A 12,878-nucleotide genomic window follows, 5' to 3' on the forward strand; every position below is an offset into this window, starting at 1 on the left:
AGAGGGACTCGAACCCTCACATCCGTGGGACACTAACACCTGAAGCTAGCGCGTCTACCAATTCCGCCACCTTCGCATCACTGCGGTGGGGGATTCTATAGAGTTTTGAAGGAGCGTCAACAGCCAAAGGGGACTTTTTTCGCTGTTGACGTTCAAAGCAGCATCAAGGGGACAAAACTTCAGCAATCAGCCTCAGTGGCGGGCCAGTGCGTCCTGATACATCTGCTCGTATTGAGTGACCGAATCCGGCCAGTTGAAGCGGGTGTTCATGGCATTGCGCTGCACCCTGGCAAACTGTTCGGGATCCTGCAGGTAGTAGAGCAGGCTGCGGCGCATGGCATCGAGCAAGATGTTGGCGGTCGGATCGTTGAAGCAGAAGCCGGTGGCGTGCTCCGGGTCGGCATCCCAGTCCACCACCGTATCTTTCAGGCCGCCGACGGCCCGCACCAGCGGCAGGGTGCCATAGGCCAGGCTGTACATCTGGTTGAGTCCGCACGGTTCGAACAGGGAGGGCATCAGGAAGAAGTCGGCACCCGCTTCCACCAGATGAGCGAGCCGGTCGTCATAGGTGTTGATGAAGGCGAGCCGGTCCGGGAATTGTTGCGTCAGGGTCTGCAGCTGAGCTGCGAGGGAGGGATCCCCCGAGCCGACGATCACCACCTGCACCTTGTGATGCAGAAACTTGTCCAGCACCGGCAGCAGCAGGTGAACGCCCTTCTGCTCGGTCAGCCGGCACACCATGCCATAGATGGGCAGATCCACCACCGGCAGGCCGGTCTCCTGTTGCAGGCTCTGTTTGCAGATGCACTTGCCGGCGAGGTTGTCGACGTCATAGGTGGCCGGCAGGAAGTCGTCAAACGCCGGATCCCAGTCCTGATAGTCACAGCCGTTGAGGATGCCACGCAGATCCGCCGCCCGTTGCTGGAAGATGCTGGCCATGCCGTGGGCACCCAGGTGGGTCAGCAATTCGCTGGCATAGTTGGGGCTGACCGCGTTGATCTTGTCGGCATAGAGCACACCGCACTTGAGCAGGTTGACGTGGCCGTAGTCGTAGCTGATGCGCTGTTCGTAGTCGGCAATCTCGGGCACGGCCCAGAACTGCTGGCGCTCGAATACCCCCTGAAAGGCCGCGTTGTGAATGCTGATCACGCTGCGAGTGTGCTGGAAGAAAGGGTTGTGGGCGTGACGGGTTTTCAGCAGCAGCGGCAGCAGGCCAGTGTGCCAGTCGTTGCAGTGCACTATGTCGGGGGCAAAGGCGAGCTGCTCGCTGGCATGCAGCGCGGCCGCGGCCAGAAAGGCGAAGCGCTCGCCGTTGTCCGGATAGGCCTGGTTGTTCTCGGCGTAGAGCTGGGGGCGATCGAAGTACTGCGGACAGTCGAGCAGGTAGACGCAGACTCCCTCCAGATCCATCTGATAGATGCGATAGCCGATATCCGGCAGGCCCGGGTGGGTTGGCAGCCAGCGCGAGACCAGCAGTTTGGCCTCATCCCGTCGCTTTATCGTCTTGTAGAAGGGCAGCATGATCCTGACATCATGCCCCTTCTGGGCCAGGTACAGCGGCAGGGCTCTGGCCACGTCCGCCAGGCCCCCGGTCTTCACAAGCCCCTCAACTTCCGAGGCAACGAACAGGATTTTCAGTGGGTTAATAGCCAACTCTTGCTCCCTTAGGTACCACGACGATACCGCCTTCGGACACGGTAAATCGTTCTCTGTCATGGTCCAGATTTTCACCGATCACGGTGCCGGGCGCAATTTCAACGTTCTTGTCGATGATGGCGCGGCGAATGGAGCAGCCCTCGCCGATCTTCACGTCCCCGAGCAGAACCGACTCGCTGATGTGGCTGCAAGGCCCCACGTTGCAGCGAAAACCCAGGATGGAGCGCTGGATCTGGCTGCCCTGGATGAAGCAGCCGCCGGAGATCAGCGAGTTGGCAATCTTCACCTTGCAGTCGTCGGTATCGACGAAGGTGGCGGGCGGCAGCGGCGGGTAGTGGGTATGCAGCGGCCACTTGCGGTTGTAGAGAGAGAAGGGGGCATCGTCGGCCACCAGGTCCATGTGCGCCTGCCAGTAGGAGTCCAGCGTCCCCACGTCGCGCCAGTAGACGTTGGGTTTCTCGCCCGGAATGACGTTGGTGCTGTAGTCATAGACATAGACGGGAGCGCGCGGGAACAGGCTGGGGATGATGTCCTTGCCGAAATCGTGGCTGGAGTTCTCCTCGGCGGCATCGCGCTTCAGTTCGCGATAGAGCGCCTCGGTCTCGAAGATGTAGTTGCCCATGGAGACCAGCGCCTGGGTGGGATCGCCGGGGATGTGCTTGGGCCGCTTGGGCTTCTCTTCGAAGCCGATCATCCGGCCCTCCTGATCCACCTCGATCACCCCGAAGGCGCTCGCCTCCTCGATGGGCATGCGCAGGGCGGCGACGGTCAGGGCGGCGGCCTTCTGCTTGTGGAAGGTCACCATCTGGCTCACGTCCATCTTGTAGATGTGGTCGGAGCCGAAGATGCAGACGTGCTCGGGGTCGGAGATCTCGATGAAGCGCAGGTTCTGGTAGATGGCGTCGGCGGTACCGTCATACCAGCGTTTGCCCATCCGCATCTGGGCCGGGATCGGGTCGATGAAGCGATCCGTGATGCCGACGATGTTCCAGCCCTTCTTCATGTGCAGATAGAGGGACTGGGACTTGAACTGGGTCAATACGTAGATGCGCAGGAAGTCGGCGTTGACGAAGTTGTTGAGGACGAAGTCGATCAGTCGGTAGCTGCCGCCGAAGGGAACCGAGGGCTTGCTGCGGGTGGTGGTGAGTGGCTGGAGGCGAGTACCTTCGCCGCCGGCCAGGATCATGGTGAGTATGCCTGCCATCGTATTTCTCTCCCTGAATTCATACTATGAAAAGGTTTTCAGCTTGATGCAAAAAAAACACCCCTAAAGGGGTGGTTTGAGGTGTGACAATTACCTTATCAGATCCCGTATGGGGCTCTCTACCTGTTTCCGGTGACTGGTTACACTTATTTACACTTTGCTCAGATAGACCTTGAATTTGGCATCGCTGCTGATCACTTCAGTCCGTTTGAAGTGCGTCTCCAGTATAGGCTGATATCGCAGGAAGGCGTTGGCAACTATCGTCAGCGAGCCCTGGGACTGCAGATGATCCGGCGCCTTGGCCAGGAAGGTCTCGGTGGCCGCGTAGAAGGTCTTGAGGCCGGCGTGGAACGGCGGATTGGAGACGATCCGGTCAAATTTCCCCTGAATGTCGGAATAGACATCGGATGCCCGCACCTCGCCCTGCAGGCCGTTGATGGCCAGAGTGCGGCGGCTGGACTCCAGCGCCAGCGCGTTGATATCCACCATGGTGACCTTGAGCCCGGGATTGCGCTTGGCCAGCACCGAGCCAATCACCCCGGCGCCGCAACCGAAATCGAGCAGCGATCCCTGCATGGCCGGCAGGCTGGCCAGCAGCATCTGGCTGCCGAGATCCAGTTCGGATGCACTGAACACGCCGGGTAGGGCCAGCACGGTCAGTTCGGTGTCGCCGGCCTGGCATTGATAGCGACCAAACCAGCTATCCAGCTCGAACGGTTCAACCGGTTTGCTCAGCTCGCCGTGATAGAGCGAGCAGCGGCGCGCCGAGTCGCGTTTGACCGGCTTGTCGCCGTAGGGGGCCAGCAGCTTGTCGGCCCCATTGATGCCACCGCGGTTTTCACCGGCGAGGAACAGCTCGGCACCGGCTTCCAGCAGCGGGGTCATCATGGCCAGCAGATACTGGGCCTCGGCCTTGGCCTTGGGCATCAGCAGCAGCAGAGCATCGAAACGGGGGGCGCCGCCGAGCTGATGGTCGAACAGGATGGCATCCCCCAGCGCGGCCTGCTGGCTGCGGTAGTAGCAGTAGTCCGTGGTAAAGACGGTGAGGGAGTGGGCCAGGGTCGCCAGCTGGCGGGGATAGTCATCCTCCAGCGCGCCGCACACCAGCAGCCGCTTGCCGACAAAGAGGGCTTGGTTTCGTTCCAGCATCTGGCTGACGGCACTGATCGGGCTGCTCATCGGGTCTCTCCACGCAATTTTGGGCGGCCATTATACATAGCCGCTTTCGCCTTGACATTTATGCCGTGTTCCCGAAATATGCCCAGACACTATTTTTTGAGCAGAGATGACGCAATGCGGTTCAACGGGTTGAAACGAAAGCATAAAAAAAGCCTGACATTCGGGCCTGCCGACGTTCGCGCGTAACCTCTCATCCCTGAGCAGATTCAAACCCCGGTTGCGCACATCGTACCGGGGTTTTTTATTGCCACATTCATGAGTCAACGGAGAAGGAAATTCCATGTTCAAAGGTTCAATCGTCGCCCTGATCACCCCCTTTCGACAGGGCAAGCTGGATGAAGAAGCGCTGGCGCGTCTGGTGGAGTGGCATATCGAACAGGGTACCCACGGCATAGTGCCGGTGGGCACCACGGGCGAGAGCCCGACCCTGACCCATGACGAACACTGCCGGGTGGTGGAGCTGGTGGTCAAGCTGGTGGCGGGCCGCATTCCGGTGATCGCCGGGGCCGGCTCCAACAACCCGGTCGAGGCGATCGAATACACCCGTCATGCCGAGCAGGCGGGGGCTGATGCCACCCTGCACGTGGCCGGTTACTACAACCGCCCCAATCAGGAGGGGCTCTACCACCACTTCAAGGCGGTGCACGACGCCACCAGCAAGCCGATCATCGTCTACAACATCCCGCCACGCGCCATCGTCGACGTGCAACCGGCCACCCTGGCCCGCCTGGCCGAGCTGCCGCGCATTGCCGGGGTGAAAGACGCCACCGGCGATCTGGCCCGCCCCTGGACCGAACGCCAGCTGATCAAGAAGCCGTTTGCCTGGCTGTCCGGTGAAGATGCCACCGCCGTGGCCTACAACATTGGCGGCGGTCAGGGCTGCATCTCGGTGACCGCCAACGTGGCGCCCAAGCTGGTGGCCGAAGTGCAGAACCTCACGCTGGCCGGCCAGTGGCAAGCCGCGCGTGAGCTGCAAGATAAGCTGATTCCGCTCCATCAGGCGATGTTTGCCGAGCCGAGCCCCGCCGGCGCCAAGTATGCGGTCTCCCTGCTGGGCTTTTGCAGCGAGGAGTGCCGCCTGCCGGTGATGCCGCTGTCCGAGGCGACGCGCACCCGCATTCGTGACGCGATGCAGGCATTGAATCTGTTATAAAAAGTGGGCTCTGGATCGCGCTTTTGACTGGCTAGTCAATTAAAGTGCAAAGTTTGCCGATATACTCGCTTGGATACAACCAAGGATGGCAGGCATGCAGGAATGGGATCCAGAGCACTTCACCAGTTTTGAACATCTCTGTGAAGTGACGCTGGCGGCAGTCAGGGAAAAAACCGAAGCCGAACAGATCTACTTGTGGCTGCGGGCGCCCGAGTCCCAGCTATACAGCTTTCAGCTCGAACAGGGGCTGATCTGCCTGACTGCCGACGCCCTTGCTACGCTCCAGCTGCCAATCGTTTTCATCGAGCATGCCCTCGACAAGGGACAGCTGGTGGTGGAGCAGCTAGCCCACCCTCACGACATCTGGGAGACGGTTGAACCGCAGACGACACGCCTGCGCGCCTGTTTCCCGCTCAAGCGCCACAAGGGGCTGGAGGCGGTGGTCTATCTGGAGACCCGTCGTCGCCTCGATCGCCTCTCCCGTCGCCAGCAACAGAGCATTCAGCTGCTGATGCACTATCTTGCCGCCGAGCTGGAGAGCCGGTTGCTCGCCAGCCAGATCGATCTGGAGCGGGATCAACGACTGCATACCCAGGCAGACCTCATCCGCAGCCAGGCGCTGCAAGGCTCCTTCCTCAGCATGTTGCAGGCGCTACATCAGGTGGGAGTTCAGCTCTCCCGCTGCGACAGCGAGCATCAACTGCTGCGTGAGGCCGTGGTGCTGGCCCGCCAGGATCTGCAGTTCGATCGCATCGCCATCTTCCTGGTCGACGCCGAGTTCAAGACCATGCACGGCACTTGGGGTACCAACGAGACGGGCGAGCTGATCGACGAACATCACTTCATCAGTCCCATTCCGGATCACCCCACGGTGCAGGAGGCGCTGCGCCGCAAGGATTATGTGCTGGTGCTGGAGGATGCGCCGCTCTACTACGAAAAGCAGGAGGTGGGTCGCGTCTGGAACGCCATGGTGTCGCTGTGGGACGGCGCCACCCCGATCGGCTGGATTGCGGCCGACAACCTGCTGTGGCGTCGACCGCTCAAGGCCTATCAGAGCGAGATCTTCAAGCAGTATGCGGCCATGCTCTCCCAGTTGCTGATCCGTCAGCGTACCCAGGAGGCGCTTGAGCGTTTCAATCGTGAACTGGAGCAGCGGGTCAGCGAGCGCACCATGCAGCTGGCGGAGACCAACCGGGCGCTGGAGGAGGCCAACAAGCGCCTGTCGCTGCTGTCGCTGGAGGACCCGTTGACCGGCATCGCCAACCGCCGCCACTGGGATCTCACCATGCAGCGGGAATGGGAGTGGGCGCGCCGCCATCAGAACCTGCTGGCGGTGCTGATGATCGATGTGGATGAGTTCAAGTCCTACAACGATCACTTCGGTCACGCCAAGGGGGACCAATGTCTGCAACAGGTGGCCCGTCTGCTGCAAGAGGCGGAGCGGCGGCGCACCAACCTGGTGGCACGCTACGGTGGCGAGGAGTTCGTGATCCTGTTGTGTGGTCCGCAACCCGGCGAGGCGGAGCGATTGGCGGAACAGATTCACCAGGGGCTCAGCGAATTAAAGATCCCGCATCCGGCCTCTCGAGTTGCTGATTTCATTACGGTTAGCATAGGCTTTAGCTATCTGGTTCCCTCGCTGGATGGAACATGGCAGAGCTTGACCGAACAGGCTGATCAGGCGCTCTATCATGCCAAATCGCAGGGGAGGGCGTGTACGCTAGCCTATCGGTGAGCCCATGTTGTTACGTCGCTATCCCATCTTCAACCGCCGCCTCGCCCTCGTTGCCTATGGCATCGACTATCAGCTTGCCGACCCGTCCGAATGGACGCTGCTGGCGGCCCAGTGCCGGCTGCTGGCACAGGGGCGGCAATATCTGCTGCCCTTCACCCACGAGCAGCTCGATGAACTGCGCCCCCTGCTGTTCGATCAGGACACCATACCACTGGTCGAGGCCTCGGCCGATCGGTTGCCCGCCTCCTTCCCCGTGCTGGAGCAGTGGCGAGACTACCGGCGCCGGTTGGCGGTGCACGGTGCTCAGCGCGAGCCGCGCTGGTTCAACGCCTCCCGGCTGCTGGTGTTCTGGATGGGTGAAGAAGGGATCCGCCAGCCGACCGAGCACAAGCGGATGGCGCTCGACATCGAGACCTGGGGAGACTTCCTGCCGCTCAAGGAGGCGGGAGTCGACTTCTTCGCCGGCGGTTTTCTCGCCCGCCCCGAGCTGGTCAACCAGCGCGCCGCCCAGCCGGACATGAAGCTGGTGCAGGAGATACTGCAGCTGATCTGCCGGGAGGAGTTCTCCTTCGCCCGGGTGGCCACCCTGCTGGAGCAGGATGCCTGGTTGCCGGGGCAGTTGCTGAGCTATGTCAACGCCCCCGGTTTCGATCATGCCAGCCCCATCGTCTCGGTCACTCGGGCGCTCTCCTATCTGGGGGAGCAGGAGATCCGCAAGTTCGTGCTCATCTACGGGCTGGCCAGAGTCAGCCAGCACATGCCGGAGGCCTGCACCCGCATGGCCATCGCCCGCGGCCGCTTCTGCGAGCTGATCGCCCTGAATGCGCTCGGCAAGGCGGCTGCCAGCTGGGCCTTTCTGGTGGGGTTGGTACTGGATGGCTCGCTGCTCTCCGAGCAGCTCAAGGCCCACCTGCCCAAGGACGTGAGGCGGGCGCTGGAGTCTCGCGAGGGGCCGCTCTTTCATCTGTTCCAGCTGGTGAAGAGCTATGAACAGGGGGATTGGCCCTTGCTGGCCCAGCTGGCGCCCACTTATCAGCTGGAGCCCGCCAGACTGACGCCCATCTATTTTCAGGCACAAATGTGGGGGCAAGCGTTTCTCGCCACCTAGGTCGTGGCGAGCGGGGATGGCTCTGATTAGAATGGGGACCCTTTGTTCAGAGACAGACTCCACACATGACCCTATCCGGATTTCAAGGCCTGGTATTTGACCTCGACGGCACCCTGGTGGACTCCATGCCGCTGCACCTCGTCGCCTGGGCGCACACGGCCCGCGAATTTGGCTTTCACTTCGATGCCGACTGGTTCTATGAGCTGGGTGGCATGCCGAGCCGCAAAATCGCCCTGCTGGTGGCCGAGCAGCAACAGATCGCCCTGGATCCGCTCATCGTGACCCGCTGCAAGACCGAACACTACGTGGCCAACCTGCACAAGGCGACCGTCTTCCCGGCCATGCTGGAACTGGTTGAGCGCTACCATGGCCGCATCCCGATGGGGATCGGCACCGGTTCGCCCCGCATCAATGCCGAGGCCGTGCTGCGCAACACCGGGCTGGATCGCTACTTCCCCGTGGTGGTGACCGCCGACGATGTGGAGCTGCACAAACCCCATCCCGATACGTTTCTGCTGGTCGCACGTCGGCTGGGGGTCGAGCCGGCAGGCTGTCTGGTATTCGAGGATACGGGGATCGGCGTGCAGGCCGGTCAGGCTGCGGGGATGCAGACCTGCATGGTCAAGGATGGCAGACCGGTCGACTTGCAGTATTGAAGGAAAGAGAGAGAAAACGGATGGGTCCACTCGGAGGAAGAGTGGAGTCCATTCTCATACGGGACAGACGTGATACATGAGAATGGACTCGGTCACCCTTTGACGCAGCAGTGGCGTCGGGGTGACTCAGGCAAGAGCATTACTGCTCGCTGCTACCGCCGCCCTGGTTGTCGTCATAACGACCGGGCGCGCCGTGGGGGCGCGGCGCCATGGAGACGCGGGGTTTGCGGGCACGCTGGATGCTGACCTGCGGCCGGCCGGAGTGCATGGCGATGGTGGAAATCTTGGCCTTGTAGACCAGCTGCTGGTTGCCGTGGGCATCGGTCAACAGCACGCTGTACTGGTCGAAACCGCTGATGGTCCCCTCCAGCTTGATGCCGCTCACCAGGAAGATGGCGACCTGACTGCGATTCTTGCGCAACCAGTTGAGGGCAGAATCTTGCCCGTTCCCGAGGGAGAAGGCTTGCTCAATCGTGGAGTAGCTTGGGGATTCAGTTGTCATAAATTATTGTCCCGCGGAAAAAAAGTGGCGTTTGATTGTGCTAAATGGTCACTTGCTTGTCAAAGTCATTCTCACACCTGACCCGGATGGTGCAACGACAGGGCTGGTCGGCGCGGGCCGCTGCTGTAATAATTGGCGGCTCTGGCCCCGTGGCGGGCCTCATGCTGGGGTTTCATCTTGCATCCGGTTTCACACCAACACCAACCCACCTATACCCATGACGCCACCGCGTGCGAAGAGTGCGACCTGCTGGTGCCGGCCACCACGCTGGCCGTGGGGGAGGCGAGCAGCTGCCCGCGTTGCGGTCACACCCTGAGCCGCCATCTGCCGGAGCAGGAGCGCAGGCCCATCGCCTACGGCTTTGCGGCCATCATCATGTTCGTGCTCTCCAACTCTTTTACCTTCATGTCCTTCTCCGCCAAGGGGGTGGGGCAGGAGATGACCTTTCTGCAGTGCATCACCACCCTGGTGGATCAGGGCTACCTGTTCCTCGGGGCCGTGCTGAGCCTGACCCTGATCGGCCTGCCGCTGGTCTATATCGGTTCCATCATGCTGGTGTTGTGGCGGGTCGACAAGGATCTGCACAGCAACGCCCTGCGCTCCCTCGGCCGCCTGCTGTGCCGGATCAAGCCCTGGCTGATGGTGGATGTGTTCCTCATCGGAGTGCTCATCTCGCTGGTCAAGCTGATGGGGATGGCCGACATCAAGATGGGCCTGTCGTTCTGGGCGTTCGTCGGCTACACGGTGCTGCTGATCAAGATGATCTCGTCGCTGGACCGGATGTGGCTGTGGCAACGGTTGTTCGGGCCGAGCGAGCTGCACGGGCTGACGGTGGAGGATGACGAGGCCAGCGCCATGACCTCCGGGCTGGTGGGCTGCCACATCTGTGGCGCCCTGAGCGAGGCCGGTGTCGACAGTTGCAAACGGTGCGGCGATCATCTGCACAGCCGCAAACCGGGTGGGCTGAACCGGACCTGGGCGCTGCTCTTCACCTCGGTGATCCTCTACATCCCGGCCAACCTCTATCCCATCATGGACACCGTCTTCCTCGGGGATGACAGCCCCTCCACCATTCTCGGCGGGGTGGTGCTGCTGTGGGCCATGGGCTCCTATCCCATTGCCGCGGTGATTTTTTTCGCCAGCGTGGTGGTGCCGCTGGTCAAGATCCTGGCGCTGCTGTGGCTCTGCTACATGGTGCAGCGCGGCCAGGGGGCATCGCCCCTTGGCAAGCTCAAGCTTTATCGCATGACTGAATTCGTGGGACGCTGGTCGATGATCGACGTCTTCGTGGTGGCCATCCTGGCGGGCCTGATCCGGCTCGACAACCTGATGACCATCTATCCGGGCCCTGCGGCCGTCGCTTTTGCGGGTGTGGTGCTGATCACCATGGTGGCAGCCATGAGCTTCGATTCCCGCCTGATCTGGGATTTACAACAAGGAGAACGCGAACGTGAGTGAGCGTAAGAAAAGGTGGAAACCCGGCTCTGATTTTCTGAGCTCGGCCGCCGCTATCTGGATGGTGCCGCTGCTGGCGCTGTTCATCGGGATCTGGATGCTGTTCCAGCACTGGTATTCACAAGGTCCCAGCTTCACCCTGACGGTGGCGACGGCCGAAGGCATAGTGGCGGGCAAGACGGTGATCCGCTCCCGCGAGGTGGAAGTAGGCCGCATCGAGGCGGTGGAGCTCAGCGAGGACTACAGCCATGCGGTGCTGAAGGCCCGTTTGACCAACGCTGCCGCCGGCATGCTCAAGAAGGACAGCCAGTTCTGGGTGGTCAAGCCCAGGGTCGGCCGGGAGGGGGTCTCCGGTCTCGGCACCCTGCTCTCCGGCGCCTACATCGAACTGGCACCCGGCAAGAAGGGCAAGGCGCGCGACGAGTACGCCATGCTGGACAAGCCGCCACTGGCCTCCCAGGACGCCAAGGGGCTGCGACTATCGCTGAGCAGCCGCGACACCCGGGCGCTCGGGATCGGCTCGCCCATCAACTACCAGGGCTTCACCATCGGCCAGGTGGAAGAGGCGAAGTTCCTGCCCGAGAAGAGCGAGATGCAGTATCAGATCTTCATCAACGCCCCCTATGACGTGCTGGTGAGCAGCAACTCCCGCTTCTGGATGACCCCGGGTTTCGAGGTCTCCATGAGCAGCGAGGGGATGAAGGTGAAGATGGATTCGCTGGAGAGCCTGCTGGACGGCGGCATCACCATGGGGCTGCCGCCCGGCTGGGCACCCGGCGAGCCGGTCAAGCAGATGGACGACTTCACCCTGTTCCAGGATCAGGCCAGCGTACTGGCCGGTAGCCTGGATCAGTTCATCGACTACGTGTTCCTGTTCGAGGACAGCGTCGGTGGCCTGCATCCGGGCGCGGCGGTGGAGTATCGCGGCATCCGGGTCGGCACCGTCATCTCGGCCCCCTATCTCATCGACGAGAAAGGGGTGCAGATGTTCCAGAGCCGGCAGATCCCGGTACTGGCGCGGATCGAGGTGCAGCGCCTCTCTCACCGCTATGCCAACGCGGAGAAAGAGCAGTGGCGGGCACTGTTCGGCCGGCAGTTCAAGGAGGGGCTGCGGGCGACGCTCAAGACCTCCAGCCTGCTGACCGGGGGCAAGGTGGTGGATCTGAACTTCTATCCGGATGCGCCCAGGTTCCAGCCCACCAAGCTGGCGGGCTATCAGGTGTTCCCGACCGTGCAGGCCGGGCTGGATCAGATTGAGCGCAAGGTGAACCAGATCCTCGACAAGTTCGTCGACATGGACACCGCCAAGACGCTGAACCAGGTCAACCACACCCTGGTGACCCTGGAGCAGACCCTCAAGAACGTCAGTGCGGTGAGCGCCAACCTGGACAAGTTCACCGGTCAGAGCGCGACCCAGCAGTTGCCGGCGTCCCTCAACGACAGCCTGAAGCAGTTGCAGAGCACGCTGCAGGAGTATGACGCCAACTCCCAGACCAACCAGGATCTGCGGCAGTCGGTGCAGTCGCTCAACCAGCTGATGCGCGAGTTGCAGCCGCTGGTGCATTCGCTCAACGAGCAGCCGAGCTCGTTGATTTTCGATCGGGCTCGTCCCCGTGATCCCGAGCCCAAGCGAGGTCAATGATGAAGAAACAGATGATGGCGCTGGCCTTGCTGGGCCTGCTGGCGGGTTGCAGTTCTGCGCCGACGCAGCTGCACTACTACTCCCTCGACGCCGAGGTGCAGCAAGCGGCCGCAGTGGTGACTCAGCCGCAGCACCAGCTGGTGCTCAAGCCGGTGTCCCTCTCCGGCCAGCTGGATCGGATGAGCCTGGTCTATCAGCTGGAGGGCAAGGAGCTGCACTTCGCCGAGTACCATCGCTGGGCGGGGTCGCTGGATGCCCAGCTCGATCAGCTGACCCTGAACGGCCTCTCCAGCCGCTTGCCGGGTTGGGTGGTGCGGCAGGACGGTGCCCGCAAGGGGCCGGTGTTGACCATTTCGGTGGAGCGCTTCCAGGGCCGCCACGACGGTCGCGCCGTATTGAGCGGCCGCTGGCGCCTGCTGACCGAAGAGGGCACGGTACTGCGTGACGTTCCCTTCCAGCAGGTGCGGGTGTTGCCGGCCGATGGTTACGGCACTCTGGTGAGCGAGCTGGGAGCTGGCTGGCAGCAACTGCTCGACCAGATTGCGGCAGAGGTGCGCAAGGGCGCCTGACGCTGTGCTTATGCACGAC

11 protein-coding genes are annotated in these 12,878 nt (G+C 62.0%); 7 read left to right on the forward strand and 4 right to left on the reverse strand.

The window, feature by feature from the left end; genetic code table 11:
- Positions 1-192: 192 nt before the first annotated feature.
- The 3 genes from glgA to rsmC form a co-directional block, all read right to left on the reverse strand.
- On the reverse strand, positions 193-1,653 hold the full coding sequence (glgA, locus tag PG900_RS15255; RefSeq protein ID WP_124251894.1) for a glycogen synthase GlgA: 1,461 nt from the start codon (positions 1,651-1,653) through the stop codon (positions 193-195).
- A complete protein-coding gene (gene glgC / locus PG900_RS15260) occupies positions 1,643-2,860 on the reverse strand; it encodes a glucose-1-phosphate adenylyltransferase (RefSeq protein ID WP_011707513.1) in 1,218 nt (405 codons plus the stop codon). Before glgC ends, glgA begins: the two co-directional genes overlap by 11 nt.
- Positions 2,861-3,010: 150 nt before the next feature.
- Positions 3,011-4,039 carry a 16S rRNA (guanine(1207)-N(2))-methyltransferase RsmC gene (gene rsmC, locus PG900_RS15265; protein WP_270797864.1) on the reverse strand — a complete coding sequence of 343 codons (1,029 nt, stop codon included), beginning with the start codon at positions 4,037-4,039 and terminating at the stop codon, positions 3,011-3,013.
- A 280-nt stretch (positions 4,040-4,319) separates the two neighbouring features.
- On the opposite strand from rsmC, the gene dapA reads away from it, so the two are divergent.
- The 4 genes from dapA to PG900_RS15285 all read left to right on the forward strand — a co-directional run bounded on the left by dapA (position 4,320) and on the right by PG900_RS15285 (position 8,691).
- A complete protein-coding gene (gene dapA, locus PG900_RS15270) occupies positions 4,320-5,192 on the forward strand; it encodes a 4-hydroxy-tetrahydrodipicolinate synthase (protein WP_011707511.1) in 873 nt (290 codons plus the stop codon).
- A 94-nt stretch (positions 5,193-5,286) separates the two neighbouring features.
- A complete protein-coding gene (locus PG900_RS15275; RefSeq protein WP_270831747.1) occupies positions 5,287-6,927 on the forward strand; it encodes a GGDEF domain-containing protein in 1,641 nt (546 codons plus the stop codon).
- Between the two features lie 4 nt (positions 6,928-6,931).
- The gene (locus PG900_RS15280) at positions 6,932-8,035 is read left to right on the forward strand and encodes an EAL and HDOD domain-containing protein (protein WP_011707509.1); all 1,104 of its coding nucleotides are present in this window, start codon (positions 6,932-6,934) and stop codon (positions 8,033-8,035) included.
- A gap of 65 nt (positions 8,036-8,100) precedes the next feature.
- Complete coding sequence (locus tag PG900_RS15285) at positions 8,101-8,691, forward strand: HAD family hydrolase (protein WP_270831748.1); 591 nt, start codon at positions 8,101-8,103, stop codon at positions 8,689-8,691.
- A gap of 139 nt (positions 8,692-8,830) precedes the next feature.
- Here PG900_RS15285 and hfq read toward each other — a convergent pair whose 3' ends face one another.
- Positions 8,831-9,193 (reverse strand): RNA chaperone Hfq, encoded by a 363-nt coding sequence (hfq, locus tag PG900_RS15290; protein WP_011707507.1) that lies wholly within the window; start codon positions 9,191-9,193, stop codon positions 8,831-8,833.
- Between the two features lie 177 nt (positions 9,194-9,370).
- Here hfq and PG900_RS15295 point away from each other — a divergent pair, with 177 nt between their 5' ends.
- The 3 genes from PG900_RS15295 to PG900_RS15305 are packed head-to-tail and all read left to right on the forward strand — an operon-like array spanning position 9,371 to position 12,859.
- On the forward strand, positions 9,371-10,651 hold the full coding sequence (locus PG900_RS15295) for a paraquat-inducible protein A (protein WP_270831749.1): 1,281 nt from the start codon (positions 9,371-9,373) through the stop codon (positions 10,649-10,651).
- Complete coding sequence (gene pqiB, locus PG900_RS15300) at positions 10,644-12,290, forward strand: intermembrane transport protein PqiB (RefSeq protein WP_270831750.1); 1,647 nt, start codon at positions 10,644-10,646, stop codon at positions 12,288-12,290. Before PG900_RS15295 ends, pqiB begins: the two co-directional genes overlap by 8 nt.
- On the forward strand, positions 12,290-12,859 hold the full coding sequence (locus PG900_RS15305) for a PqiC family protein (RefSeq protein WP_270831751.1): 570 nt from the start codon (positions 12,290-12,292) through the stop codon (positions 12,857-12,859). The genes pqiB and PG900_RS15305 overlap by 1 nt, the downstream gene beginning before the upstream one ends.
- Positions 12,860-12,878: the final 19 nt, after the last annotated feature.

Origin of the sequence: Aeromonas sp. QDB03 (assembly GCF_027707985.1) — a bacterium.
GTDB lineage: Bacteria > Pseudomonadota > Gammaproteobacteria > Enterobacterales > Aeromonadaceae > Aeromonas > Aeromonas hydrophila.

Excerpts from the sequence above, each read along its gene's own strand:
- glgC (WP_011707513.1), bottom strand. The coding sequence starts at position 2,860 with ATGGCAGGCATACTCACCATGATCCTGGCCGGCGGCGAAGGTACTCGC.
- PG900_RS15280 (WP_011707509.1), top strand. The coding sequence starts at position 6,932 with ATGTTGTTACGTCGCTATCCCATCTTCAACCGCCGCCTCGCCCTCGTT.
- PG900_RS15305 (WP_270831751.1), top strand. The coding sequence starts at position 12,290 with ATGAAGAAACAGATGATGGCGCTGGCCTTGCTGGGCCTGCTGGCGGGT.
- hfq (WP_011707507.1), bottom strand. The coding sequence starts at position 9,193 with ATGACAACTGAATCCCCAAGCTACTCCACGATTGAGCAAGCCTTCTCC.
- PG900_RS15285 (WP_270831748.1), top strand. The coding sequence starts at position 8,101 with ATGACCCTATCCGGATTTCAAGGCCTGGTATTTGACCTCGACGGCACC.
- dapA (WP_011707511.1), top strand. The coding sequence starts at position 4,320 with ATGTTCAAAGGTTCAATCGTCGCCCTGATCACCCCCTTTCGACAGGGC.
- rsmC (WP_270797864.1), bottom strand. The coding sequence starts at position 4,039 with ATGAGCAGCCCGATCAGTGCCGTCAGCCAGATGCTGGAACGAAACCAA.
- PG900_RS15275 (WP_270831747.1), top strand. The coding sequence starts at position 5,287 with ATGCAGGAATGGGATCCAGAGCACTTCACCAGTTTTGAACATCTCTGT.